This window comes from Ruegeria sp. AD2(2025) (assembly GCF_056542385.1).
Window position 1 is genome coordinate 471,664 of record NZ_JBQFZS010000001.1, and the last position, 24,399, is coordinate 496,062.

A 24,399-nucleotide genomic window follows, 5' to 3' on the forward strand; every position below is an offset into this window, starting at 1 on the left:
TGCGGTGGTGCGTGTCGTCAAATTATGCCCGTTTCCCGTTTTCCCGGCAAGGCGGGGCTTGCCCGTGGGGCATTGGGCCTTTACCTCGGCTGTTGAAGCTAGGTTCAGAGGGTAAAGGAAATGTTCACAGGGATCGTCACCGATATCGGCACTGTCACCGAACTGGATCAGCAGGGTGATCTGCGGGCGCGGATCGCCACCGGGTATGATACCGCCTCAATCGACATCGGCGCGTCGATTGCCAGCGACGGTGTGTGCCTGACGGTCATCGCGCTGGGCGAGGACTGGTACGATGTGCAGATCAGCGCCGAGACCGTGTCAAAAACCAATCTGGACACGTGGCGCGTGGGCAAACGGGTCAATCTGGAACGCGCGCTGAAAGTGGGCGACGAGTTGGGCGGTCATATCGTCTCGGGCCATGTCGACGGCGTGGCCGAGGTTGTGGCGGTCGCGGACGAGGGCGACAGTACCCGTGTCACCCTGCGCGCGCCCGCCGATCTTGCGCGGTTCATTGCGCCCAAGGGTTCGGTCGCGCTGAACGGCACGTCCCTGACGGTGAACGATGTCGAAGGCTGCGATTTCGGCATCAATTTCATCCCGCACACCAAAGAGGTCACGACTTGGGGTGACGTCGCCGTGGGCGACCGCGTTAACCTCGAGATCGACACGCTGGCCCGTTACGTGGCCCGGCTGGCCGAGATGACCTGACGTTTGCGGTCTGGTCTTTGCGCGCGCTCTGGTCTATCTCGCCTGCAACACATGCCATGCGAAAGGCTGCCCCATGAGCTTTGAAACCCCCGGACCGGTCGAGGCCCAGTTGCGCGAGGCGATCAGCCCGATCGAAGAGATCATCGAAGAGGCCCGCAAAGGCCGGATGTATATTCTGGTCGATCATGAAGATCGCGAGAATGAGGGCGATCTGGTCATCCCCGCCGAATTCGCCGATGCCGAGGCGATCAACTTCATGGCTACCCATGGGCGCGGTTTGATCTGCCTGCCGATGACGGCGGAACGGATCGAGGCGCTGGGCCTGCCGATGATGGCCGTGAACAACTCTTCCCGGCATGAGACGGCGTTCACGGTCTCCATTGAGGCGCGCGAAGGGGTCTCGACCGGGATCTCTGCTGCTGATCGTGCGCTGACCGTAGCGACGGCGATTAATGAACAAAACACGATGGCGCATATCGCAACGCCGGGGCATGTCTTTCCGCTGCGTGCCAAGCGGGGCGGGGTGCTGGTGCGCGCGGGCCATACCGAGGCTGCGGTAGATATCTCGCGCCTTGCGGGTCTGAATCCGGCAGGTGTGATCTGTGAAATCATGAAACCCGACGGCACCATGGCACGTCTGCCCGATCTGGTGGCCTTCGCCCGCGAACACGGCATGAAGATCGGCACCATCAGCGACCTGATCACCTACCGCTCGCGCAATGACAATCTGGTTGTAGAAACCTCGCGCGATACGGTGACATCGGAATATGGCGGCGATTGGGAGATGAGGATTTTCACCGATCAGACCCACGGCATCGAGCACGTCGTCATGGTCAAAGGCGACATCACCACCCCCGAGCCGGTTCTGACCCGGACCCACGCCCTGCACGAAGCGCCCGACATTCTGGGCCTCGGCCCGAAATCGCCGCAAGAGCTGCCCCGCGCGATGCAGATCATCGCCGAGGAAGGCCGCGGCGTGGTGTGCCTGTTCCGGCAGCCGCGCAACTCGCTTTATGCGGTGGATGACGATGGCCCACGCACGATCAAGCAAACCGGTCTGGGCGCGCAGATGCTGTCCAAGATGGGTATTCAGGAACTGGTGCTGCTGACCGACTCGCCCGAAACCGTATATCTGGGGCTCGACGCATTTGGCCTGTCCATCGTCGGCACCCGTTCCATTCTCAAGGAGGGCTGATCGTGGCTGAACAAGACAAACACGGCGTCCTGCCGACCCCGACATTCGATAAACCGGTGAAACTGCTACTGGTGGTGGCCCCGTTCTATCGCGCCATCGCCGACAACATGGTCGCCGGTGCCAAGGGCGAGATCGAGGCCGCAGGCGGCACATGCGATGTGGTTGAAGTGCCCGGCGCGCTGGAAATCCCGACTGCTATCGCCATGGCCGACCGTCAGTGCAACTATGACGGCTATGTTGCGCTGGGCTGTGTGATCCGCGGCGAGACCACACATTATGAGACCGTCTGTAATGACTCGAGCCGTGCCATTCAACTGATGGGTCTTCAGGGCCTGTGTATCGGCAACGGTATTCTGACCGTCGAGAATGACGATCAGGCCGAGGTGCGTGCCAACCCCGAAAAGATGAATAAAGGCGGCGGGGCGGCCGCTGCGGCCTTGCATCTGATCGCGCTCAGCCGTAAGTGGGGCTCTTCCAAAAAGGGCGTCGGTTTCAAGCCGCCGTCCGAGTCCATCCTTGTGGCGGGCGACAGCAACGGACCCTCGACAGCATGACAAAGACCGACGCGCCGAAACCGGCCAACCAGAAACGCCTGATGAAATCCGCCGCGCGCCTCTATGCCGTGCAGGCGCTGTTCCAGATGGAGCAGTCAGGCCAGACGACCGAACAGGTTGTGCTTGAGTTTCTGGATCACCGGTTTGGCGCGGTCTATGAGGGCGAGGAGATGCTGGATGGCGATATCAGCGTCTTCCGCAAGCTGGTTGATGATGCGGTGAACTATCAGGCCCCGATCGACCAGATGACCGACCGGGCGCTGGTCGCCAAATGGCCCATTGCCCGCATCGACCCGACGCTGCGCGCCGTCTTCCGTGCCGCGGGCGCTGAACTGACCCAAAGCGACACGCCGCCCAAGGTCGTCATCACCGAATTCGTCGATGTGGCTCGCGCCTTCTTCCCCGAGGGCAAAGAGCCGAAATTCGTTAACGCCGTGCTGGATCACATGGCGCGCGAGGCCCAGCCCGAGGCGTTCTGACGCCTTTACCGCGACCAGACCTGCGCTAGACTGAAGTCAGAGCGCAAGGAGGTTCGCGATGCCCAAGCTGGTCCGTCTCTATATCACGCAGGTTGCATGGGGTTTTGTCATCTCGGCAGTGTTTGTCGGGGTGCTGCTGGCGCTGAACGTCGCCAATTTGCGCCACCTGATCACCAGTTCGGAAATCGGCCTGATCGCGCTGCTGATGATCTGGTTCATGAACGGCATCGTCTTTGCCGGTGTGCAATTCGCCTATGCCATCATGAGCATGGCAGAAAAGCCCAACAAACCGCGCGGCGGCACGCCGGTTGCGCATGGCTTGAAACCCGCGCCCGTGAAGCAGGAAGCCCGCGCAGGGCGCTGAAATATCTTGGAAAATGTGGCGGGACCACCAGTCAACCGTGCGGTTTGATTCCCGAGGACCTGTATGTACAGGTGGGCGCCGGGTAATCAGGCCAGGACCTGAACAGAGCCAGCCCCCTCGGAATTGCTTAAGGCCACCAGAATGCTACCTGTCACAAGAAGGGCAGAACCCGCCACGGGCCTAAGTAGGGCGTAAAGCGGGTTCGCACAAGAGGTCAGGCATCAACAGTTTCGTGCAGCGCGGTGCGCATCTTGCCGAAATGCTCGTCCCAGCCGTTATCCAGCGCAAGGATCAGGCCAAAGGCGTCAGCACCCTGCGGCAGACCTTCGTGCTGCAAGGCCAGCCGGGTGCCGCCCGCAACGGGATCGAGCGTCCATTTGACCACGCTAACGGCATCGCCCATCGGCTTTATCGTGAACGTATATTCCAGATAATGAGGTTTGCGCGCTTCGCGGACCTCTCCCCAGATCAGAAGATCGCCGCTGGTGGTGCCGAACATTTCAAGTTTCTGTCCTGAGGTCAGAGGGCGCTCGGGCTTGTGGAACCATTCGGCCAGCCGATCGGACTCGGTCAGATAGGCCCAGACGGTTTCGGGATCGGCGCGCAGGAAGATGGTCTTTTGCAGAATGGCATTCGTCATTTCTGTTTCCTTTCAATAGCGTCTTTCAGATTGGCAAGGCGGTCATCCCAAAACCGGTCGAAAAAGCTGAGCCAGTCCAGAACGGGGGCCATCCCTTGGGGTTCAAGCCGGTTGATGCGTTCCCGGCCTCTGGCCTCGACCGTAATCAGCCCGCCATCGGACAGCACAGTCAGGTGTTTTTTGACCGCGGCGCGGGTCATGTCGAATTGCTCGGTCAGTTGTGCAATCGTCATGTCCTGCGCCGCCAGCATCTGAACGATGTCCCTGCGGGTCGGGTCAGCCAGCGCACGAAACGCGTTTTGGGTTTGGGGCGTCATGGGATACCTCGAATGGAGTACCATCTGGTATCATTTATACGAGATACCTTTTGGTATCATGTCAAGCGACTTGATTTTTGTTCATGAATTGTTCACATTTCAGGAATGACACTGGACCTGCAACCCGGACAGAAGCTGGCGCGCGGCGTTTCACGCCACCTGTTGACCCATGGCTATGTTTCAATTGAGGAATTCGTGCCCGCCCGAGGGTTGCGGGTCGATGTGATGGGACTAGGCCCGAAGGGCGAGCTATGGGTGGTCGAATGCAAATCCAGTCGCGCTGATTATCAGTCGGATGCCAAATGGCAGGGCTATCTGGAGTGGTGCGATCGATTCTTCTGGGCAGTTGATACCGACTTTCCGACCGAGTTGCTGCCACCGGAAACCGGTTTGATCATCGCAGATGCCTATGATGCCGAAATCATTCGTATGAGCCCGGAAAGCAAGCTGGCCCCGGCGCGGCGCAAAAAGATGATCCAGAAATTTGCCGTGGATGCGGCCCGCCGGTTGCAGGCCCTGCGTGATCCGCGACTTTAGCCTTTGACGGCGCGCGCAGCCTGGGCGGCGGCGCGGATTTCCTCGGCGATTTCTTCGGCCTCTTCGGGGTCGAAATCCATCGGAACCTCGATCCCGGCACCTTCGATGAACAGGCGCACCATGCCCTGATCGGTCGGACCGATCTGCAGGTTCGCTTCGATGTCGCGTTCGGTGTTGATGCCCATATACGCCTCCGGGAATTGTGCCTTGGTGCTATCGTGCAAAGGGTTGAGAATCAAGCGGCCTATGCGGTCAGATGGGGCATGAAACAGATCTCCCTCAGGTCTTTCAGGGCGGAAGATGCGCCGTGGCTGGTCGAACAGCATGACCGGCTTTATACCCGCGACGAAGGGTTCGACGACAGTTTCGGCCCGCTGGTGGCCCGCATTCTGGAGGATTTCACCGCCGATCACGATCCGACATGCGAGCGGGGCTGGATCGCCGAACAGGCAGGTGAGCGGCTGGGCAGCATCTTTTGTGTTCGGCAGGACCAAACGACCGCCAAGCTGCGCCTGTTTCTGCTGCTGCCCGAGGCGCGCGGGCAGGGGGTGGGCAAGCGCCTCCTGACGACCTGCATGAGCTTCGCGCGCGATGCCGGATACTGTCAGATGGTGCTGTGGACCCATGAAAGTCATGCCGCGGCGTGCGGGTTGTACCGGTCGTTTGGATGGCAGCTGACGGAGAGCAAGCCGGTGCATTCTTTTGGCGTCGATCTGGTCGAACAAAGCTGGCAAATTCGGCTTTAATCCTCTTGCAATCCCTGCACGCGTTCGCTAAATCGCCCCTCACGAGTGCCGCCTTAGCTCAGTTGGTTAGAGCGCTGGATTGTGGATCCAGAGGTCCCCTGTTCAAGCCAGGGAGGCGGTACCATCTTCCCAACCTTGAGAACGGTTTGCCGAATACGTGCCTTTCGGTATATCCGATGCTTGCCATAAGCCGCATCCTGATAAAATAGTCGAGACATGCCGGAAGAAACCCCCAGTGATATCCGCAGAAGCGCCCGCCTGAGCGTGGCACCCATGATGGATTGGACCGACAGGCATTGCCGTTATCTGCACCGGCTGCTCAGCTCGGAAACGCTGCTTTACACCGAGATGGTCACAGCACCCGCGCTGGTGCGCGGCGGGGCGTTGCATCTGTTGGACTACAGCCCGCAGGAACATCCCGTTGCCCTGCAACTGGGGGGCTCGGACCCGCGGGAACTGGCGCGGGCGGCCAAATTGGGGGCCGAGGCAGGGTATGATGAGATCAATCTGAACTGCGGCTGCCCATCGGACCGGGTACAGTCGGGGACTTTTGGTGCGGTGCTCATGCGGTCGCCCGAGAAGGTCGCCGATTGTGTTGCCGCGATGCGCGAGGCTGTAGATGTCGAGGTTACAGTGAAATGCCGTATCGGGGTCGACGAGCAGGAGCCTGCCGAGGTTCTGCCCACGTTCCTCGACCAGCTCCGCGCGGCGGGGTGCACGCGCGTCACAATTCATGCGCGCAAGGCGTGGCTGCAGGGGCTAAGCCCCAAGGAAAACAGGGATATTCCGCCGCTGGATTATGATCTGGTGCACCAAATGAAGGTGGGTTTCCCGGACATGCATATCTCGATCAACGGCGGCATCACCTCGCTTGCGCAGGCACAACAGCATCTGCAGGCGGGGCTGGACGGTGTCATGATCGGGCGCGCGGCTTATCATCAGCCCACCGATATTCTGGCTGCAGCTGACTCGCTGATTTTCGGAGCTGGAGAGATCGCCGACCCCATAGACGTGGTGCATAGGATGCTGCCCTATGTCGAGGCGCATCTTGCCCACGGCGGGCGCTTGCACCAGATCACCCGGCATATGCTCGGCCTGTTTGCCGGGCGTCCCGGCGCGCGCGGCTGGCGGCGGATATTGTCGGAAGGAGCGGTGCGTGACCATGCGGGGCCCGAGGTGATCCTGCAGGCGCTGGACTCAGTCGCGTCGCAGCCTCAGGTGGAACAGGCGGTCTGATGCAAAGCTGCGCCCGACACCTGGAGTTTGCGCCGAGGAGACCAGAATGACCGGGGCCTATCAGACCCGGGGGTGGATCAAATTTCCTCATGACGCTGCGTTGGCGCGATGGGTAGATCAGATAATGCCCGCCGCCCGGGCCTCGGTTTCGGATCCGGCCCATTCGGAGTGGCACGATTGCGCGGGCACTTGGTTCATCGGTGTCGATGCACTGAACAACGACGCAGAGGGCAGGGTCGGCGGGTCGTCTGTCTTGCCGGGGACGGCCGTCGAATTTGCCCGGCGGCAGTTCGGTCCGATTGATTTGCACAAAGGGCAGGTCTCGGTGATTTATCCCGGCTACCCGCAGCCGCGGCGCGGCGAAAGCGCAGCGGCTGCGCGGTATCGGGCCAACCGCGACGCCGCCCATGTGGACGGCCTCAAGCCTGCGGGGCCTGATCGGCGGCGGCGGGTCGATGAACCTCATGCCTGGATACTGGGCATCCCGCTGACTACGGCCAGCGCGGACGCATCGCCGATGGTGGTGTGGGACGGCAGCCACAGGATATTGGGGGCCGCGTTCCGCAAGGCGCTTCAGGACCTGCCGCCCGAAGAACTGGCCAGCACCGATATCACCGATATCTACCAGACCGCGCGCCGCGAGGCCTTTGAGACCTGCCCCCGGATCGAACTTCCAGCGCGTCCGGGCGAGGCCTATCTGCTGCATCGCCACTGTCTGCACGGGGTCGCACCTTGGGGGGCTGAGGCCAGCGCGGGGCCGGACGGCCGAATGATCGCTTATTTCCGCCCCGAGCTGCCCGGCGGTGTGGCGCAATGGATCGAATCTCCGTAACCTTCTGCCATTGTTTGGCTTTGGAGAGTTGGTTCAATGATTACGGTTCGCACAAATTCCGATGGCGCTTTGATTGAAGTGGAACTGTCGGGGCAGGTTACAAGCGCCGATTACGCGACGACGCTTGTACCCGCGATCGAGGCTGCCTTGGAAGAACATGACTCGGTGCGCCTGCTGGCCATCGTGGATGCCGATTTCAAGGGGTATGATCTGGGGGCTGCGTGGTCGGACACCAAGTTGGGGCTGAGCCATTGGCGCGGCTTCGACCGGATCGGTGTTGTGGCGGATCAGGGCTGGGTGCAGACCAGCATCCGTCTGGCCGCGCCGATCCTGCCCTGTCCGGTGCAGGTATTTGAGATGGCCGAACTGGAAACCGCCCGCCGCTGGATGCGGGAATCTCTGGGCGCGATTCATGTGACCGATCTGGGTGGCCCCTGCATTCAGATCAGCCTGATGGGCAAGCTCGATTCGAATGAGTACCAGCAGGCGCAAACGGATCTGGACGCGCTGCTGCAAGACCGCGACGGGTTTCGCCTGTTGATTGATCTGCGTGAGTTTGACGGTTGGCAGGGCCTCACGGCGATGGGGGCGCATTTCCGGCTGGCGGCGGGTCATATCGGTTTGTTGGACCGGGCGGCGATTGTAGGGGACAAGAACTGGCAGAAGATGGCACAGCGCATGGCCAGCCACGTTCTGGGGACGCGCACGCAGTATTTCCCGGCTGCCGAGTACGAAAACGCCAAGACCTGGCTGGCGGCGGGGTGAGACGGCCATGTCGATCAGAGAGGAACTCAACGCGTTCTATAAGACCTATCTGATAGCCTATCGTGACGGAGACGCAAAAGGATGTGCTTCGGTGTTTGCCGAAGATGCCCGGCTGTTTTCCCCCTATGGCTCGGCGCATGGGCGGCAGGCTATCGCTGCGCTGCACGAAGAATGGGTCGCTGAAGGTGGCGAAGACAAGCAGTTGGAAGTCGTCGACGCCGGGCAGTCCGGCGATATGGCGTGGTGTCTTGCGCACTACTCGGAGGGCGATGATGCAGGCATGTCGCTGAATATCTGCAGACAGCAGGCTGATGGCAGCTGGCTTATTGAAATGTGCAGTCTGAACGCGCGTTAGTCGCGGTTCATCCGTGCGGCCCGTCCGCCGCGGCGTTTGGCCAGCTGGGGTTTGCGATCCGGCAGGGCCTGCATGATTTCGGCCCGCTCGGCACTGTGCATTTTGGACCAGCGCGAGATTTCGTCGATGGTGCGGTAGCAGCCTGTACAGATGCGTTCGCTCGGGTGGACGACGCAAATCTGGATACAAGGGCTTTCGACCTCATCCCGTTTCCAAACCATGTTCGTCATTGGCGTTTCCCGATCCGTCACAGAAAGCGCAACCTGTCCAGCGCTCCTTGCAGGATATAACCTGCGGCGACGTGATCAATAACCTGTCCGCGACGTTTTCGTGTCGTATCCGCCTCCAGCAGCGCCTTTTCGGCGGCCACGGTACTCAGCCGTTCGTCCCAGAACCCGATGGGGATATCCGTCAAGCGTGACAGATTACGGGCAAAAGCGCGCGTGGACTGGCACCGCGGGCCTTCGCTGCCGTCCATGTTCCGGGGCAGGCCCAGAACGATTCCGCCGATCTCACGCTCGGTCACGATCTCGATCAGGCGGGCTGAATCCAGCGTGAATTTCTTGCGCCGCACCGTTTCCAGCGGGCTGGCAACCCCACGCATCCGGTCCGAGACCGCCACACCGATGGTCTTCTCACCCAGATCAAGCCCCATCAGAGCCCGCATCGGGGTCAGCGCTGCGGCGAAATCTTCGAATGCATCAAAGATCATTGCGCGATGCCGGCCTGCGCGGCCGCTGCAGCGATCACTGAAAGCGCGGCATCGTTTCCGGCAAAGACGGCCTGTGCTTCGTCCCGGATGGCGACGGCCCGGTCGGCGTCGCCCAGCACGCCGAGGGCCGCGATCAGTCGTCCCCACTCCTCAGGTGAACCGCCCTCGGTCGCCAGCCGGTCGGACAACTGATCGACCATGCCGCGGATCATCTCTTGCCGTTCTTCGGGGGTCAGTGCAGCGGCGGCCTCCATGTCCTGTTGGCTGGGGCCGGGGGTCGCGCTCGGGCCGGGGACTGCGCTCAGGTCGGGGGCGTTGAATACGCCCGCGCGAAAGGCCAGTTCGTCGATCTGCCCGCGAATGGCCTCGGCCCAGGGCGCACCGGCAGGGGCGTCGCGCAGCGTGTCCACCCAGACGCGATAGGCCATGTCAGGCCGCCCGGTCTGCGCCAGCATCTGCCCCCAGTAATAGCGCGCGGGCCCCAGCGTGGGATCGCGGTCCAGCGCCTGCCGCAAGGCGTCCTCGGCCTCGGGTGACACGTAGCCACCCGCGGCCAGGATCATCATCTCGGCCAAATCGTAATACGCTTCGGCTGGGGCGTTGCCGTCCGACAGTTCGATCAAGCGCGTCTGCGCCTGATAACCCGCCTTGAAGTTCCCCGCATTGGTTTCATGCTGTGCCAGCAGAAGATGCCCCTGAAGGTCATCGGGACGTTCAGCTACGGTTTCACGCAGGCGGGCCAGCAGAGTGGCATAGCTTTCTTCCAGCGCGGGGGGCTCGAACGGGGTGGCCATGTCCTCGGCGTCGGCCTGGCTGGGGCGGTTTTCGCGTAGCTCATCGGCCATCTCGATGCGGGCGGTCAGCGGCATATCGGGAAATCCCGCCGCGCCCATCTGGCGGTACATCCACATACCTCCACCGATCAGCAGCGCTGCCATTATCAGTAGCGCCACCGCTGATACGACGCGCGAGGGACCCGCCCCCTTGGTCTCGCCCCTGATCTGCGCATCAGCCGCCAGAATGCGACGAGAGATTTCGGTGCGTACCCGTTCGGCGTCGGCCTCGGCAATTACGCCACGGGCCAGATCGCGGTCGACGCTGGCCAGCTGTTCGCGGTAGACGCGCAGGTCATAGGCTGCTGCTGGTTCGCCGCCACGGCGCCCGCGCAGCATGGAATACCCCAGAAACACCACGATCAGCAGCGCAATGAGAAAGATCAGAACCCAGAACGTCATGGTGCCTCCGAAATGACTGCCCTGACTTAGACCTGTCGGCGGCGCGAAAAAAGGGACAAATGGCCGCGAATGACGTTCATGTCGCAATAGTGCATTATTGCGGCGTTGCTTGGCACGGGTAAAATGGCGCCGCACGGCATATCTGCGCCCAATCACGGAACCGAATGGATTCGCTCATGAGACACTATTCTGCCTTTGCTGTGGCCCGCGAGGCGCTGCGCTATCACACCGGATGGGAACGCGCATGGCGTTCGCCCCAGCCCAAGAAACGCTATGATGTCATCATTGTTGGTGCGGGCGGGCATGGTCTGGCGACTGCGTATTACCTTGGCAAGAACTATGGCATCCAGAATGTCGCCGTGATCGAGAAAGGCTGGCTGGGCGGTGGTAACACCGGACGGAACACCACGATCATCCGGTCGAACTATCTGCAGGATCCGTCGGCGGCGCTGTATGAGAAGGCGCGGGGCCTCTATGAGGACCTGAGCCAGGACCTGAACTATAACATCATGTTCAGCCCCCGCGGTGTGATCATGCTGGCGCAGACCCAGCATGAGATTCGCGGCTATCAGCGTACGGCACACGCCAACGCGCTGCAGGGCGTGAAGACCGAGTGGATCGGCCCCGAGCGCGTCAAAGAGCTGGTTCCAATTATCAATCTCGAAGGTCCGCGCTATCCGGTTCTGGGTGGCCTTTGGCAAGAACGCGGCGGCACCGCGCGTCATGATGCGGTGGCGTGGGGCTATGCCCGCGCCTGTTCGGCGATGGGGATGGACATCATCCAGCAATGCGAAGTTACCGGCGTGCGGTCCGAAAATGGCCGTGTCATCGGCGTCGACACCACCAAAGGTGCCATCGACTGTGACAAGCTGGGCATCGTCGTTGCGGGCCACTCGGGCCAGCTGGCCGAGATGGCGGGCTTCCGATTGCCGCTGGAGGCCGTTGCGCTGCAGGCGCTGGTGTCTGAGCCGATCAAGCCCTGCATGGACGTGGTTGTGATGGCCAACACCGTGCATGGTTATATGTCTCAGTCCGACAAGGGTGAGATGGTGATCGGGGGCGGTACCGACGGGTTCAACAACTACACCCAGCGCGGATCGTTCCATCATATCGAGGAAACCGTGCGGGCGCTGGTCGAGACCTTCCCGATGATCTCGCGCCTGAAGATGCTGCGCCAGTGGGGCGGGATCGTGGATATGACCGGCGACCGGTCTCCGATCCTGTCGAAAACGCCTCTGGGCGGGTGCTTCATCAATGCGGGCTGGGGGACCGGCGGTTTCAAGGCCATTCCGGGTTCGGGCTGGGGTATGGCGCAACTGATGGCCACGGGCCATTCGCCGCTGACCGAGGCCTTTACGCTGGACCGTTTCAAAGAAGGCCGCTTCATCGATGAAAGCGTCGCCGCCGGGGTGGCGCACTGATGAAGATTTTTCGTCGAAAAATCTCGCGCGCCTTCTACGTAATTTTGCGGGCCGCCCCGTCGCGCCTGCCGAAAGGATGACCATATGCTGATCCTGAATTGCCCCTATTGCGGCGTCGATGCCGAAGAAACCGAACTGGCCGCCGGTGGCGAGGCGCATCTGAAGCGCTATGGCCCCGGCTCGTCGGATGATGACTTCCACGATTACCTGTTCATGCGCGAAAACCCCAAAGGCGTGCATTTCGAACGCTGGCGCCACGCCAATGGCTGCGGCAAGTGGTTCCACGCGGCGCGCTGCACACAAACGCTGGAAATCTTTGGCACCTATTCGGCGCAAACCACCGAGCCGCCGCAAGAGATTAAGGATGCCATCTCTGCCAAGCGCCCGGGCTGGACGTGGAGAGAATTCTCCTGATGTTTCACCTTTTCAAAAATACTCCCGCCGGAGGCCCCTGCGCCTCCACATGCGAAAGGTCCGCACCATGAGCACCCGCCTCGCGAAACAAGGCCGCCTGATCGATCGGTCGAAACAGGTCACGTTCATCTTTAATGGCACCTCGATGCAGGGCTATGCGGGCGATACGCTCGCCTCGGCGCTGCTGGCCAATGATCAGATGATGATGGGCCGCTCGTTCAAATACCACCGCCCACGCGGCGTGGTTGCCAGCGGCGCAGAGGAACCCAACGCGTTGGTCGGTTTGGGGCAGGGTGCCCGGTTCGAGCCTAACCAGCGCGCCACCACGACCGAGCTGTTCGACGGCCTGACCTCGATCTCGCAGAACCACTGGCCGAGCCTTGAACACGATATCGGCGCCGTGAACACCGCCTTCGCACGGTTCCTGCCTGCCGGGTTCTATTACAAGACGTTCATTCACCCCAAACCGTTCTGGAAACACGTCTATGAGCCGTTCATCCGGCAATCGGCGGGTCTGGGCAAAGCGCCTGACAAAGAGACGAAGGATGCCGACACGTATGAACACTTCTATGCCTTCACCGATGTTCTGATCATCGGTGGCGGAGTGGCGGGTCTGCAGGCGGCCAAAACGGCGGCTCAGTCGGGGGCCAAAGTGCTGCTGATCGAGCAGGCCGCGCATTGGGGCGGTCGTGCGCCGGTTGATGGTGGCACGGTCAACGATGAACCTGTGGATAAGTTCGTGGAACAATTAGTTTCCGAACTCGAAACAATGAGCAACGTGACCATGCGCAATCGCTGCATGGGCGCGGGTGTCTATGACCACGGTTACGTGCTGGGTTACGAGCGTCTGACGGACCATACTCCGGGTGTGCAAGGACCCCGTCACCGTCTGTGGCGCATCCGGGCGAAACAGGTCGTTACCGCAACGGGCGCTATTGAGCGGCCGTTGTCCTTTGCGGGCAATGATGTGCCTGGCGTGATGCTGGCCTCGGCCATGCGGGACTATGTCGTGAACTGGGGCGTGACGCCCGGGGAACGGGTCATTGTCGCCACCAATAACGACGACGCCTATCGCACCGCGATTATCCTGAAACAGGCGGGTGTGGATGTTTTACGCGTTATTGACGCGAGGGCCGCTGCTGGTCCGCTGGCGGAAGAGGCGCGCCAGTTGGGCATCCGCGTCGATCCGGGCAAGGCGATTGCCAAGGTCAAAGGCGGCAAGCGGGTCAAGAAGGTCGAACTGTGTAACCAAGACGGCATCGGCGGCGCGCGGGAAGAGGTCGAATGCGATGCGGTCGCCATGTCGGGTGGCTGGTCTCCGGTCGTCCATATGTGGTCCCATTGCGGCGGCAAGCTGATCTGGGATGAAACGAACGCCCATTTCCGCCCCGATGCCTCGCGTCCTCCGTTGGGGGCCAATGGTGAAGGGTTTGTTCTGGCGGCAGGGTCTTCGAACGGCCCGTTGGCGCTGGGCCAAGTCCTGACCGATGCACATGCAGCGGGCAAGGCTGCGGCCAAGGCGGCGGGCTTCAAGCCCAAGACTGCGAAGGCCCCGGTGGGCGAAACGACGGATGAGGCCCCGATGGAGGCCGTCTGGCTGATGCCCGCCGATGCCGACGTTCAGTTGCGGATGAAATCCTGGCTGGATTTCCAGAACGACGTCAAAGTGTCCGACGTGCAATTGGCTGCCCGCGAAGGGTATGAAAGCGTTGAGCACACAAAGCGCTATACCACGCTGGGTATGGCGACTGATCAGGGTAAGTTAAGTAATATCAATGGTTTGGCGATCTTGGCTGATGCCTTGGATTCGGAGATTCCGAAGGTCGGCACCACCACGTTCCGCCCGCCTTATACCCCCATCTCGATGGGTGCGATTGGCGGCGAGGCGCGCGGTGAGGTGTTCCAACCGATCCGGCAGACTCCGATGCACAACTGGCACGACAAGAACGGCGCTGATTGGGAGCCGGTCGGTCACTGGCGCCGGACTTATGCTTATGTCCGAGCCGGTGAATCCGTGCACGACGCGGTGAACCGTGAGGTGAAGAACACCCGCGAGAACCTCGGCCTGCTGGACGCCTCGACGCTGGGTAAGCTGATCGTCAAGGGCCCGGATGCGGGCAAATTCCTGGACATGCTGTACACCAACATGATGTCCACGCTGAAAGTTGGCAAATGCCGCTATGGCCTGATGTGTTCGGAAAACGGCTTCCTGATTGATGACGGCGTTGTCGCTCGTATCGATGACGACACGTGGCTGTGCCACACCACCACCGGCGGGGCCGAGCGTATCCACGGCCACATGGAAGAATGGCTGCAAACCGAATGGTGGGACTGGAAAGTCTATGTCGCCAACGTGACCGAGCAATATGCTCAGGTCGCTGTCGTGGGTCCGAATGCGCGCAAGGTGCTGGACAAGCTGAACGCCCAAGCAGGCGGCGGCATGGACCTGTCGAAAGAGGCGCTGCCATTCATGGAATGGCGTGACGGCAAGATCGGTGAGTTCGATGCGCGCGCCTATCGCATCTCGTTCTCGGGTGAGCTGTCTTACGAGATCGCCGTCCCGGCCTCGCAGGGTCAGGCGTTCTGGGACGCTCTGATGGACGCAGGCAAAGAGTTCGGCGTGATGCCTTACGGCACCGAATGTCTGCACATCCTGCGGGCCGAGAAGGGCTTTATCATGATCGGCGACGAGACCGACGGCACCGTGATCCCGCAGGATCTGGGGCTGCACTGGGCGCTGTCGAAAAAGAAAGAGGACTACCTTGGCAAACGCGCCCATACGCGCACGCACATGGCCGATCCGGACCGCTGGAAACTGGTGGGTCTTGAGACTGTGGATGGTTCTGTCATCCCCGACGGGGCCTATGCGGTGGGCGAGGGTGTCAATGCCAACGGTCAGCGCAACATGATCGGGCGTGTGACCTCGACCTATTACTCGGCCAATCTGGGCAAGGGCATCGCCATGGGCCTGATCAAGCACGGGCCGGACCGGATGGGCGAGATTGTCGAATTCCCCGGCACGGACGGCAAAACCTACAAAGCCAAGATCGTGGACCCGATCTTCTACGACAAGGACGGGGAGAAGCAGAATGTCTGAACCCATCAGCGCACTGAACCACGCCAGCTATGAGGGCATCGCCAAGGTCGAGGAATGCGGCCTGCAGGGCATGATCACCCTGCGCGGCGATCTGTCGGACAGGGTGCTGGCCAAGGCGGTCAAGGACGCCACCGGGCAGAAAGTGCCCGGCCAGCGCGAGGCTTTGGTCAACGGCGATACCGGCGTCTGCTGGATGTCCTCGGACGAGTTACTGGTGCTGGTGCCTTATGCCGAGGTGAATGAGAAACTGGCAGCAATGGTCAACGCGCTGAGCGGTACGCATGCGCTGGCCGTGAATGTGTCGGACGCGCGTGCGGTGTTCCGTGTCTCGGGTGGCAGCGCCCGGGAGGTGCTTGGAAAGGTTGCCCCGGTCGAGTTGTCGGCGGACGCGTTTCAACCGGGGCAGATTCGCCGGTCGCGTCTGGCGCAGGTAGCGGGTGCGTTCTGGATGGACGACGCCGATAGCTTTCGGGTGGTCTGCTTCCGCTCGGCCGCCGACTATGTCTTCAAGCTTTTGAAGGCTGCGGCACAGCCGGGTAGTGAAGTCGGTTACTACTAAGCGTGTGCTTAAGGAAAACTGGGAGAGGGGGCGTTGCCCCCTCGGCCTGCGGCCTCACCCCCAGGATATTTTTAGCCAGATGAAGTTTGGATCAGGTGCGGTGGGTTTTAGGCGTTCGCGCTGAACAGGAATGTAGGGAATTGGGTGAGGGCGCGTTGACCGGTCAGGGCTTTTCTTCCGGTTTCACCTGTGAACGGGTCTCGGCACCGGGGGTAGAAGGCGAGTTCGTTCGCGAGTTCCTCCATTGCGGTTTCCCGGTTTCCCGCCTCGAGATATGGCGCGTGCGTTGAAAGAAAGAGGGCAGGGCCTGCCTTTTGCAACCAGGGGACCAGCGAAGGCAGAACCGCGTATTCGGCCCCTTCGATGTCCATTTTTACCAGAGACACGTCGGATAGATCGACCGATGCTGCGAATTGATCCCAGCCTATGGTCAGGGCGTCGGTGCCGTGGTTGCCGTCATTGAGTAACGATGAGGTGGAATCGCCTGCTTCGCCGTGGGCAGAGGCCATTCGGGTAACGCCAAAACCGTCCGATAAGGCGATGCTGAAGGCGGAGACATTGCGGATGTTGTTGAGTTCGAGGTTCCATACCAGATGGCGGTAGGCCACAGGATCGGGTTCAAAGCACCAGACATGGCGGGCGCGGCGTGCGGCGTAGAGGACGGTGGGTCCGATCCAGGCGCCGATGTCCAGATAGTCTTTCTCGGGCGAAAGGTACTGGTCGAGCACAGCGAAGGTCTCGGGTTCCCAATCGCCTGCCGAGGCCTTGCGCCAGAATTTCGAATGGTAGGGATCGAGGCGAAAGGGCTCTTTGTTCAAAGAGCCCGCATAATATCCGCGGGCGCGGTAAAACATCTTGCGCGCCTGCGTCAGCATCGCGGACCTCCGGGTTTTCTTGTCTCTGCCCTTGACCTATGGCCGTTGCCAAAGCATTTAACCTTTGGAACCACAACAATCATTTTCAACAGGGGGCCGAGATGGCTTTTGAACTTCCTGATCTTCCTTATGCACATGACGCGCTGGCAGCCAAGGGCATGTCCGCAGAAACGCTGGAATATCACCACGATCTGCACCACAAGGCCTATGTCGACAACGGCAACAAGCTGATCGCCGGGACCGAGTGGGATGGCAAGTCGCTGGAAGAGATCATCACCGGCACCTATGACGCCGGTGCTGTCGCGCAGAACGGTATCTTCAACAACATCAGCCAGTTGTGGAACCACAATCAGTTCTGGGAGATGATGGGCCCCGGTGATGCGGGGATGCCGGGCGAACTGGAGAAGGCTCTGACCGAAAGCTTCGGCTCGGTTGACGAATTCAAATCGCAGTTCAGCGCGGCTGGTGCTGGTCAGTTCGGCTCGGGCTGGGCTTGGCTGGTCAAGAATGCTGATGGCTCGCTGGCCGTGACCAAGACCGAGAACGGTGTGAACCCGCTGTGCTTTGGTCAGACCGCCTTGCTGGGCTGTGATGTCTGGGAGCATTCCTACTACATCGATTTCCGCAACAAGCGCCCGGCTTACCTGTCGAACTTTCTCGACAATCTGGTGAACTGGGAAAACGTTGCCTCGCGGATGTGATTTTACCCGAACGGGGTATCAAGGGCCTGTCGGCAGCGATGCTGGCAGGCCTTTTTATATTCTTGAAGGCTATCAACTTGGTCTGCTCTGGGGGCAGACCTTTGGGGCCATTGGCAGGCCTGCCGTGAAATCGAGCAGTGCTGTCCTAAGCTTTCCAAAGCTCTTGCGTATGCGCTGAGTTAGCTCTCGGGACGTCCGGGATAGGTCTCAGTCAGGCTGTATCGCCGGGATACGTGCGACCACCAGTTTGCGAGAGTTGGATAATGGCGTAGGGCGTCAGATCCTTCGGGCGCTTGAACGAAGTAAGCAAGCATCGGTGCAAGGTGACAATCCGCGATTGTGAAGCTTTGGCCGTCAAGGACAAGCCCTTCTGACGCTATGGTATTCAGCGCGGCCAATACCTGGACCGAACCGGCCAAACCTTCGATGACCTCGGCTTCGTCCCCGGTTTCGCCCAGTGCTGGGCGAAAAACCGGATTAGTAAAGACCTTTCTGACCAACGGCTGATAGCCGTAGCTGTCGATTATGGAAACAACTTGCGTCGCGCGGGCGTGTGCCCGGGCTTCTGCTGGCGTCAGTATCGGACCGTCAAAGGCGGAATCGATATATCGGACGATGGCGGCTGTCTCAAAGATTTCGAAAGCACCGTGGCTCAGGACGGGTACTCGTCCGAAGGGGTGATGCCCCAGATCGTTTTCTGAGGTACTTTCGGCAAATGGATCAACCTCGATCGTTTCATACGAAACGCCTTTTTCGTGAAGCGCAACACGCGCGATCCAGTTATAAACGCTGTATTTATACCCACGAAGCAGGACAGAATTTGCCATGCCCGAAGGATATGGATTTTAGCCGCTGGAAAGAAGCCCATTTCGGGTGACACTCCAATCCTTGTATCTGAACGAGGATAGGGTAACCCGATCTAATTGCGCGCCTCGCTGCCCAAACCGTCCCCGCCGGTGAAAACCTGCCGGAACGTCAACTTTCGGTCGCGGACCTATTGTACCGGCCCCCGCAACCCCTAGCTATAGTATGCGGAGGGAGAGAGCCGCCAACCAATTGAAAACAGACCCTTCAGCGCGCCGAAACACCTCGGTCGCGTCGGAAGGAAAGTGTGCCCGAGGGACGGGGAAATCCACGTCAATCTTTGCAGGAGACCGTAATGGCCGCACTTGAACAGGGAACTTGGGTTATCATCGCCGACGGGGAAAAGGCTCTGGTGATGGAGAACATCACGGACGCACAGGACCCCAATCTGGTTGTCGTATCCGTCGAGGAGTTGGAGGCCGCCCCGGCCAAGCCCACCGATCGGGCAGGGCGCAGGACCGATACGGGGCCGAACCAGAAATCTGCTGTGGAAGAGGATAACTGGAAGACCCACGCCAGATCTCTGTTCGTGCAGGATGTGGCGAACCTGTTGAACCGGAAAGGGTTGAAGGGGGCCTATGACAGGCTGGTCCTGGTCGCCAGCCCGCATGTTCTGGGCCTGCTGCGCCGTCGTTTGCACAGCGAGGTGCTGGCCAAGGTTGTGGCGGAAGTCGACAAAACGCTGACCAACCATCCGATTCACAAGGTCGAGAAATTGCTCAGGAATCGGCTGGCCCGCCCGGCGTGACATCGCTGTGAAATTGCGGATTTAATGAGCGCTTCATGGAAAATTGACGTGGGGTAATGTAATTTCCCCTCAACTGAGGCGTTTGTTCCTGACAGGCTTTTCAATCATAAGGTCGCCGCACCAACGCGGCGACCGTTTCGCAGTGGAGGATTGCAGAAAATGAAGACAGCGCTAACCGCAGCGGTGCTGAGCGTTGTGGCCGCAGGGGCCACATGGGCCGACAGCACAACCCACGAAAGCTTTCTGATCGTTGAACTTGCGGATTCGGCTCAGATTGCCGATGGCGTGCTGACCTTGGACGGCATCGATGGCTCGGTGATTGCCTTCGCTGACCGTCCCTATCGCGACACCAAGACGCTGCCGGTCGCGTCTATGCTGGAAAACTGGTCGAAAGGCGCGAACGATCTGGCCTCTGACCCGCCCAACGCCGCTTTGTCCGGCGTCGTGGATGGCGAAGAAGTGGGGCTGGTGCTTGAGTTGAGCGGCCCGAAACAGACAGGTGAGCAGCTCAGCTTTTCGATCAAGCAGCTTGCAGGCCCCGAAGTGTCGCAATTGCAGAATGTCTCTCTGATCATTGACGACATCTGCATCGATGGGACGTCTTATTGCCTGATGACTGGAAATTGGGGTGACATCGGCGGCTAGGAAATTGATTGCGCGCGTTAATTTAGAAACGCGCGCAGCTTTTCCATCGCGCCTTGCGGTGTATCTACCCATGTGACGAATTCGGCCAGCGACGCATCGGCAAAACCCTGATCGATCACCTGATCCAGCAATGCGCGCAGCCCGTCCCAATACCCATCCACATTCAGCACCAGAATGGGCTTGTCATGCAGGCCCAACTGCCGCCATGTGAGCGCCTCGAACAGCTCGTCCAGCGAGCCGGGGCCGCCGGGCAGCACGATCACCGCGTCGGCGTTCATGATCATGACCTTCTTGCGCTCGTGCATCGTCTCGGTCACCACAAAACGCGTCAGGTCGGTCTTGCCCACCTCGCGCTGCAGCAGGTGCACGGGGATAACGCCGAACGTGTCTCCTCCGGCGGCCTGGGCGGCGCGGGCGACTTCGCCCATCAGGCCCACATCTCCTGCGCCATAGACCAGCCGCCAGCCTTCATGGGCCAGCAGGGTGCCAAAGGATCGGGCGGCCTCGGCATAGGCAGCGGTTGCACCATTGCGTGACCCGCAATACACACAGACGGATTTCTGGGGCATAAGTCGGTCTCTCTGCTCTTGTGTTCGGGGTTTTGACCCCTGATAGCGGGATTGATAGGTTGGCTCAACCGCTTGGTGGAATACGTGTCTGTCAAGGCATTTACCGGGCGGAGTGAAAGGAAAAGAATGAACGCCAATTCGGGAAGCGGAAGCTCGGGCACCTTCATCTGGGGGCTGGTTGCCGGGATCGTCGCAGTAGCGGCTGCAGGCGGGTTGTACCTGTCGGGGTTCTTTGGCGGAACGCCCGAGCCGACCGCACCAGACGAGGTTGTGACCACCGAGGCGTCACCCTCCGAGGCTACACTGGAGCCCGAGGCGACCCCAGTGGAAGAAACACCGACCGAGACCGCCGAGGCCGAAAACGAGGAGGTCGAAGCCCCCGCAGCGCAGGCCCCGGTTCTTGATCAGATTTTCGTCGAGGCCGATGGCAATGCGCTGCTCTCTGGCAATGCCGAGCCGGGGTCCGAGGTCAACGTGCTGCTGGACGGAGAGTCCGTGCACAGGTTCACCGTCGATGACAGCGGTCAGTTTGCCGAGTTCGTGACGATCCCCTTTGCCGATGCCGCGCGTGGATTGGTGTTGGAGACGCAGGGTGAAGGCGAAACCACGCGGTCGGACGACTACCTGATCGCGGCGTTACCGAAACCGCCAGAACCTGAGCCATCCGCCCAGGCGGAGGACGGCCCGGACGAGGATGTCGTCGCAACCGAAGCCGCGCCCGAACCCGAAGAACCGACTGTGGAGACCGCCGCGCTGGAAGAAACGTCAGAGCCCGAGCTTCCCGCGTCAGAAACAGCCGCGGGCCAAGCGACGCCGGAACCTGAGACCCCCGCTACTGAGACGGCGGATGCGACTGACGTCGCCAGCGCCGAGCCGCAGGAGACGGAACAGACCGCCCCGACATCCGAGCCCGAGGCGGAAACGCCCCAAGCAGAGCAGGACCAGCAGGTTGCGATCCTGCGGTCGGGTGAGCAGGGCGTGGAACTGGTTCAACCTCCAACCGTTAGGGATGTGCCGCCCAAGCAGATCGCTCTGGATACGATCGGCTATTCGGACACTGGCGATGTGCAACTGACCGGGCGGGCGCAGGATGGGTCGGCTGTGCGCCTTTATCTGAACAATCGTCTGATCGCCGACCTGCCGCCCGCTGCGGATGGCCAGTGGCGGGGCGAGGTCGAGGGCATCGATCCCGGCGTCTATACTCTGCGCGTGGATGAGGTCGCGCCGGATGGCACTGTGGTCAGCCGGCTTGAAACCCCGTTCAAACGCGAACCGGTCGAGGTTCTGCGCGCCGCCGAAGACGCCGGGCTGGGCGACACCCCGACCGAAACGCCGCCGATCCGGTCGGTGACCGTGCAGCAGGGCGATACGCTCTGGGCGATCTCTCGGGAACGGTTTGGGGATGGCATCCTTTACGTTCGGCTGTTCGAGGCCAATCGGGAATCCATTCGCGATCCTGACCTGATTTTCCCGGGGCAGATTTTCACCATTCCTGAATAACACAACGCTTCGGCCCTACGGGCCGGGCGTATTCTCTGACCGCAGTTAAGGTACGTGATGAGACGATCCTCAGCCCTGCAAGTGGACACTGACGAACATCGCTCAGGCTGGCGCACGATCCGCAAGGCCGCGCCTTACCTGTGGCCCGATGATGAGCCATGGGTGAAACGCCGCGTCGTGTTGGCGCTGGTGATGCTGGTGGTGGCCAAGCTGATCGCGGTCTATACGCCGATCCTGTATAAGGGAGCAGTCGACGGCCTGGCGGGCGAAGGCGTGCCACCGCTGGCGCTGGGCGCGATTGGGTTAACCGTGGCCTATGGCGTGGCCCGGATGATGACCGTGGGCTTTCAGCAATTGCGCGACGCGTTTTTCGCGCCTGTGGGGCAGCGCGCGCTGCGGGCGCTGGCGCTTGAGACGTTTCAGCATATCCACCAGCTTTCGATGCGCTACCACGTCACCCGGCGCACCGGCGGGCTGAGCCGGATCATCGAGCGCGGCGTCAAAGGTGTCGAATTTTTGCTGCGCTTCCTGCTGTTTTCCATCGGGCCGCTGATACTGGAACTGCTGCTGGTCGCGATCATCCTGATGTGGTTGTTCGATGTCTGGTATCTGGTGGTCGTGGCCGCGACCATCGCGCTGTACATCTGGTTCACCTTCGCCGTGACCGAGTGGCGCGTGAAGCTGCGTCGCGAGATGAACGATCAGGACACCGAGGCCAATCAGCGTGCCATTGACAGCCTGCTGAATTTCGAAACCGTCAAGTATTTCAATGCTGAAACCCGCGAAGCTGAACGCTATGACGTGTCGATGAAAGCCTATGCCAAGGCCGCGCTCAAGACGGCGTACTCGCTGGCCTTCCTGAACTTTGGTCAGTCCTTCCTGATCACCTGCGGCCTGATCGGCGTAATGGTTCTGGCCGCCATCGGGGTACAGCAGGGGCAGCTGACCGTCGGTGATTTCGTGATGGTCAACGCCTACATGATCCAGATCACCGTGCCGTTGAACTTTCTGGGCACGGTCTATCGCGAAATTCGCCAATCGCTGGTGGATATGGGGCAGATGTTCGACCTGCTTGAACAGCCTGCCGAGGTCACCGACAAACCCTGTGCACCGAACCTGAAGGTCAGCGGGGGCGAGGTCACGCTGGACAATGTACACTTTGGCTATGACGCGGATCGCGAAATCCTCAAGGGCGTGTCGCTGACTGTTCCTGCGGGGCAGACCGTAGCCATCGTCGGGGCGACCGGATCGGGCAAGTCCACCATCGGGCGGCTGTTGTTCCGGTTCTATGATGTCACCGGTGGCGCGTTGAAAATCGACGGGCAGGACGTGCGCGATGTCAGCCAGACCAGCCTGCACGCCTCCATTGGCGTGGTGCCGCAGGACACGGTGCTGTTCAACGACACGATCCGCTACAACATTGCCTATGGCCGCGAAGGGGCCACGCAGCAGGATGTCGAGGCCGCCGCGCGCGCCGCCCAGATCCATGACTTCATTGCCAGCCTCCCCGAGGGATATGACACCAAGGTCGGCGAACGCGGTCTGAAACTCTCGGGCGGTGAAAAGCAGCGCGTGGGCATCGCGCGCACGCTGCTCAAGAACCCGCCGATCCTGCTGCTGGACGAGGCGACCTCGGCACTGGACACGGACACTGAACAGGACATCAAGGATGCGCTGGCCCGCGCGGGTGAGGGCCGTACGGTGATCACCATCGCCCACCGCCTCAGCACCATCGCCGAGGCCGACCGGATCGTGGTTCTGGAAAGCGGTGAGATCATCGAGCAGGGCACCCATGACGAGCTGCTGGCGCGCGAAGGCCGCTATGCCCAGCTGTGGAGCCGTCAGCAATCGGACGCGCAGGCCGCCTGATCCGGCGCGCCCGGTATGCTATGATGGGGCATTGATAGTCGGAGGATTTCAGATGCACAGACGATTGCCCCTTGTCGCAGCCTTGCTTTTTGCCCCCGCCTTGGCTGCGGCGGACCCGATTGAAGGGATCTGGAAGACCGAACCGGATCGCAAGAACCTGACCTCTCACATCAAGATCACGGCCTGCGGCGATAAGTTCTGCGGCCAGATCATGTCGGCCTATGATCCATCGGGCAAAGAGGTACAGACGCCGAATATCGGCAAGAAGCTGTTCTGGGATGTGGCCAGCGAAGGCGGCGGTAAATACGGCGGCGGAGAGTTCTGGGTACCCCTGATCGACGTGGATGCGGTGCCGCAGATGACGTTGCAGGGGGACAGTCTGAAGGTCAAAGGATGCGAGCATCTGGTCTGCGCGCATCAGACGTGGTCGCGGTTGAAGGGCTAAGAAAAAGGGCCGGAACG

At 60.9% G+C, this 24,399-nt stretch carries 30 protein-coding genes and 1 tRNA gene; 22 read left to right on the plus strand and 9 right to left on the minus strand.

Going from position 1 to position 24,399, the window contains the following annotated elements; translation table 11 throughout:
- Positions 1 to 120: 120 nt before the first annotated feature.
- From ACR1XV_RS02280 to ACR1XV_RS02300, 5 genes are all read left to right on the plus strand, one after another.
- A complete protein-coding gene (locus ACR1XV_RS02280) occupies positions 121 to 708 on the plus strand; it encodes a riboflavin synthase (protein ID WP_480528662.1) in 588 nt (195 codons plus the stop codon).
- A gap of 73 nt (positions 709 to 781) precedes the next feature.
- Positions 782 to 1,903, plus strand: coding sequence for a 3,4-dihydroxy-2-butanone-4-phosphate synthase (gene ribB, locus ACR1XV_RS02285; RefSeq protein ID WP_480528663.1), 1,122 nt, complete (start codon positions 782 to 784; stop codon positions 1,901 to 1,903).
- Positions 1,904 to 1,905: 2 nt separating this feature from the next.
- Positions 1,906 to 2,457: a 6,7-dimethyl-8-ribityllumazine synthase gene (locus tag ACR1XV_RS02290; protein ID WP_480528664.1), complete on the plus strand. Its 552-nt coding sequence runs from the start codon at positions 1,906 to 1,908 to the stop codon at positions 2,455 to 2,457.
- Complete coding sequence (gene nusB, locus ACR1XV_RS02295; RefSeq protein WP_480528665.1) at positions 2,454 to 2,936, plus strand: transcription antitermination factor NusB; 483 nt, start codon at positions 2,454 to 2,456, stop codon at positions 2,934 to 2,936. The genes ACR1XV_RS02290 and nusB overlap by 4 nt, the downstream gene beginning before the upstream one ends.
- Before the next feature lie 58 nt (positions 2,937 to 2,994).
- Positions 2,995 to 3,300: a hypothetical protein gene (locus ACR1XV_RS02300; protein ID WP_480528666.1), complete on the plus strand. Its 306-nt coding sequence runs from the start codon at positions 2,995 to 2,997 to the stop codon at positions 3,298 to 3,300.
- A 214-nt stretch (positions 3,301 to 3,514) separates the two neighbouring features.
- Here ACR1XV_RS02300 and ACR1XV_RS02305 read toward each other — a convergent pair whose 3' ends face one another.
- Both ACR1XV_RS02305 and ACR1XV_RS02310 read right to left on the minus strand, forming a co-directional pair.
- Complete coding sequence (locus ACR1XV_RS02305; protein WP_480528667.1) at positions 3,515 to 3,940, minus strand: SRPBCC family protein; 426 nt, start codon at positions 3,938 to 3,940, stop codon at positions 3,515 to 3,517.
- On the minus strand, positions 3,937 to 4,257 hold the full coding sequence (locus tag ACR1XV_RS02310; protein WP_480528668.1) for an ArsR/SmtB family transcription factor: 321 nt from the start codon (positions 4,255 to 4,257) through the stop codon (positions 3,937 to 3,939). The genes ACR1XV_RS02305 and ACR1XV_RS02310 overlap by 4 nt, the downstream gene beginning before the upstream one ends.
- Positions 4,258 to 4,362: 105 nt before the next feature.
- Here ACR1XV_RS02310 and ACR1XV_RS02315 point away from each other — a divergent pair, with 105 nt between their 5' ends.
- Positions 4,363 to 4,794 (plus strand): MmcB family DNA repair protein, encoded by a 432-nt coding sequence (locus ACR1XV_RS02315; RefSeq protein WP_480528669.1) that lies wholly within the window; start codon positions 4,363 to 4,365, stop codon positions 4,792 to 4,794.
- Here the strand turns inward: ACR1XV_RS02315 and ACR1XV_RS02320 are convergent.
- Positions 4,791 to 4,979, minus strand: coding sequence for a DUF6324 family protein (locus tag ACR1XV_RS02320; protein WP_480528670.1), 189 nt, complete (start codon positions 4,977 to 4,979; stop codon positions 4,791 to 4,793). The two genes, ACR1XV_RS02315 and ACR1XV_RS02320, sit on opposite strands and share 4 nt — an antisense overlap.
- A 78-nt stretch (positions 4,980 to 5,057) precedes the next feature.
- Between ACR1XV_RS02320 and ACR1XV_RS02325 the strand changes: the two genes are divergently transcribed.
- From ACR1XV_RS02325 to ACR1XV_RS02350, 6 genes are all read left to right on the plus strand, one after another.
- A complete protein-coding gene (locus ACR1XV_RS02325) occupies positions 5,058 to 5,540 on the plus strand; it encodes an N-acetyltransferase family protein (RefSeq protein WP_480528671.1) in 483 nt (160 codons plus the stop codon).
- 47 nt (positions 5,541 to 5,587) lie between these two features.
- Positions 5,588 to 5,664: transfer RNA gene (locus tag ACR1XV_RS02330), tRNA-His, on the plus strand.
- Positions 5,665 to 5,756: 92 nt separating this feature from the next.
- On the plus strand, positions 5,757 to 6,776 hold the full coding sequence (dusA, locus tag ACR1XV_RS02335; protein WP_480528672.1) for a tRNA dihydrouridine(20/20a) synthase DusA: 1,020 nt from the start codon (positions 5,757 to 5,759) through the stop codon (positions 6,774 to 6,776).
- Between the two features lie 46 nt (positions 6,777 to 6,822).
- A complete protein-coding gene (locus tag ACR1XV_RS02340; protein ID WP_480528673.1) occupies positions 6,823 to 7,608 on the plus strand; it encodes a hypothetical protein in 786 nt (261 codons plus the stop codon).
- Positions 7,609 to 7,644: 36 nt separating this feature from the next.
- The gene (locus tag ACR1XV_RS02345) at positions 7,645 to 8,373 is read left to right on the plus strand and encodes a SpoIIAA family protein (protein WP_480528674.1); all 729 of its coding nucleotides are present in this window, start codon (positions 7,645 to 7,647) and stop codon (positions 8,371 to 8,373) included.
- A 7-nt stretch (positions 8,374 to 8,380) separates the two neighbouring features.
- Positions 8,381 to 8,728 (plus strand): YybH family protein, encoded by a 348-nt coding sequence (locus tag ACR1XV_RS02350; protein ID WP_480528675.1) that lies wholly within the window; start codon positions 8,381 to 8,383, stop codon positions 8,726 to 8,728.
- On the opposite strand, the gene ACR1XV_RS02355 is transcribed toward ACR1XV_RS02350, so the two are convergent.
- Genes ACR1XV_RS02355 through ccmI form a run of 3 tightly spaced genes read right to left on the minus strand, consistent with a single transcriptional unit; the run spans position 8,725 to position 10,675 of the window.
- On the minus strand, positions 8,725 to 8,958 hold the full coding sequence (locus ACR1XV_RS02355; RefSeq protein ID WP_480528676.1) for a DUF1289 domain-containing protein: 234 nt from the start codon (positions 8,956 to 8,958) through the stop codon (positions 8,725 to 8,727). The two genes, ACR1XV_RS02350 and ACR1XV_RS02355, sit on opposite strands and share 4 nt — an antisense overlap.
- A gap of 17 nt (positions 8,959 to 8,975) precedes the next feature.
- A complete protein-coding gene (gene ruvX, locus ACR1XV_RS02360) occupies positions 8,976 to 9,440 on the minus strand; it encodes a Holliday junction resolvase RuvX (RefSeq protein ID WP_480528677.1) in 465 nt (154 codons plus the stop codon).
- The gene (gene ccmI / locus ACR1XV_RS02365) at positions 9,437 to 10,675 is read right to left on the minus strand and encodes a c-type cytochrome biogenesis protein CcmI (RefSeq protein WP_480528678.1); all 1,239 of its coding nucleotides are present in this window, start codon (positions 10,673 to 10,675) and stop codon (positions 9,437 to 9,439) included. Before ccmI ends, ruvX begins: the two co-directional genes overlap by 4 nt.
- Before the next feature lie 176 nt (positions 10,676 to 10,851).
- Between ccmI and ACR1XV_RS02370 the strand changes: the two genes are divergently transcribed.
- From ACR1XV_RS02370 to ACR1XV_RS02385, 4 genes are all read left to right on the plus strand, one after another.
- Entirely contained in the window at positions 10,852 to 12,096 is a 1,245-nt protein-coding gene (locus ACR1XV_RS02370; RefSeq protein ID WP_480528680.1) for a sarcosine oxidase subunit beta family protein, read from the plus strand.
- 84 nt (positions 12,097 to 12,180) lie between these two features.
- Positions 12,181 to 12,510, plus strand: a complete 330-nt coding sequence (locus tag ACR1XV_RS02375) for a sarcosine oxidase subunit delta (RefSeq protein ID WP_480528681.1) — start codon at positions 12,181 to 12,183, stop codon at positions 12,508 to 12,510.
- A 67-nt stretch (positions 12,511 to 12,577) separates the two neighbouring features.
- Positions 12,578 to 15,607 (plus strand): sarcosine oxidase subunit alpha family protein, encoded by a 3,030-nt coding sequence (locus ACR1XV_RS02380; RefSeq protein WP_480528682.1) that lies wholly within the window; start codon positions 12,578 to 12,580, stop codon positions 15,605 to 15,607.
- The gene (locus tag ACR1XV_RS02385; protein ID WP_480528683.1) at positions 15,600 to 16,166 is read left to right on the plus strand and encodes a sarcosine oxidase subunit gamma; all 567 of its coding nucleotides are present in this window, start codon (positions 15,600 to 15,602) and stop codon (positions 16,164 to 16,166) included. The genes ACR1XV_RS02380 and ACR1XV_RS02385 overlap by 8 nt, the downstream gene beginning before the upstream one ends.
- Positions 16,167 to 16,273: 107 nt before the next feature.
- Here ACR1XV_RS02385 and ACR1XV_RS02390 read toward each other — a convergent pair whose 3' ends face one another.
- Complete coding sequence (locus ACR1XV_RS02390; RefSeq protein ID WP_480528684.1) at positions 16,274 to 17,041, minus strand: FkbM family methyltransferase; 768 nt, start codon at positions 17,039 to 17,041, stop codon at positions 16,274 to 16,276.
- 101 nt (positions 17,042 to 17,142) lie between these two features.
- On the opposite strand from ACR1XV_RS02390, the gene ACR1XV_RS02395 reads away from it, so the two are divergent.
- Entirely contained in the window at positions 17,143 to 17,742 is a 600-nt protein-coding gene (locus ACR1XV_RS02395; protein ID WP_480528686.1) for a superoxide dismutase, read from the plus strand.
- A gap of 179 nt (positions 17,743 to 17,921) precedes the next feature.
- Here the strand turns inward: ACR1XV_RS02395 and ACR1XV_RS02400 are convergent, their stop codons facing one another.
- The gene (locus ACR1XV_RS02400) at positions 17,922 to 18,569 is read right to left on the minus strand and encodes a glutathione S-transferase family protein (protein WP_480528687.1); all 648 of its coding nucleotides are present in this window, start codon (positions 18,567 to 18,569) and stop codon (positions 17,922 to 17,924) included.
- A 332-nt stretch (positions 18,570 to 18,901) separates the two neighbouring features.
- Here ACR1XV_RS02400 and ACR1XV_RS02405 point away from each other — a divergent pair, with 332 nt between their 5' ends.
- Both ACR1XV_RS02405 and ACR1XV_RS02410 read left to right on the plus strand, forming a co-directional pair.
- Positions 18,902 to 19,354, plus strand: a complete 453-nt coding sequence (locus ACR1XV_RS02405) for a host attachment family protein (protein ID WP_480528689.1) — start codon at positions 18,902 to 18,904, stop codon at positions 19,352 to 19,354.
- Between the two features lie 159 nt (positions 19,355 to 19,513).
- Complete coding sequence (locus ACR1XV_RS02410) at positions 19,514 to 19,999, plus strand: hypothetical protein (RefSeq protein ID WP_480528690.1); 486 nt, start codon at positions 19,514 to 19,516, stop codon at positions 19,997 to 19,999.
- Positions 20,000 to 20,016: 17 nt separating this feature from the next.
- Here the strand turns inward: ACR1XV_RS02410 and ACR1XV_RS02415 are convergent, their stop codons facing one another.
- Positions 20,017 to 20,568, minus strand: a complete 552-nt coding sequence (locus tag ACR1XV_RS02415; protein ID WP_480528691.1) for an LOG family protein — start codon at positions 20,566 to 20,568, stop codon at positions 20,017 to 20,019.
- A 126-nt stretch (positions 20,569 to 20,694) separates the two neighbouring features.
- Here ACR1XV_RS02415 and ACR1XV_RS02420 point away from each other — a divergent pair, with 126 nt between their 5' ends.
- The 3 genes from ACR1XV_RS02420 to ACR1XV_RS02430 are packed head-to-tail and all read left to right on the plus strand — an operon-like array spanning position 20,695 to position 24,382.
- Positions 20,695 to 22,068 carry a LysM peptidoglycan-binding domain-containing protein gene (locus ACR1XV_RS02420; protein ID WP_480528692.1) on the plus strand — a complete coding sequence of 458 codons (1,374 nt, stop codon included), beginning with the start codon at positions 20,695 to 20,697 and terminating at the stop codon, positions 22,066 to 22,068.
- Between the two features lie 57 nt (positions 22,069 to 22,125).
- The gene (locus tag ACR1XV_RS02425; protein WP_480528693.1) at positions 22,126 to 23,937 is read left to right on the plus strand and encodes an ABCB family ABC transporter ATP-binding protein/permease; all 1,812 of its coding nucleotides are present in this window, start codon (positions 22,126 to 22,128) and stop codon (positions 23,935 to 23,937) included.
- A gap of 52 nt (positions 23,938 to 23,989) precedes the next feature.
- A complete protein-coding gene (locus ACR1XV_RS02430) occupies positions 23,990 to 24,382 on the plus strand; it encodes a DUF2147 domain-containing protein (RefSeq protein ID WP_480528694.1) in 393 nt (130 codons plus the stop codon).
- The last annotated feature ends 17 nt before the right edge of the window (positions 24,383 to 24,399 follow it).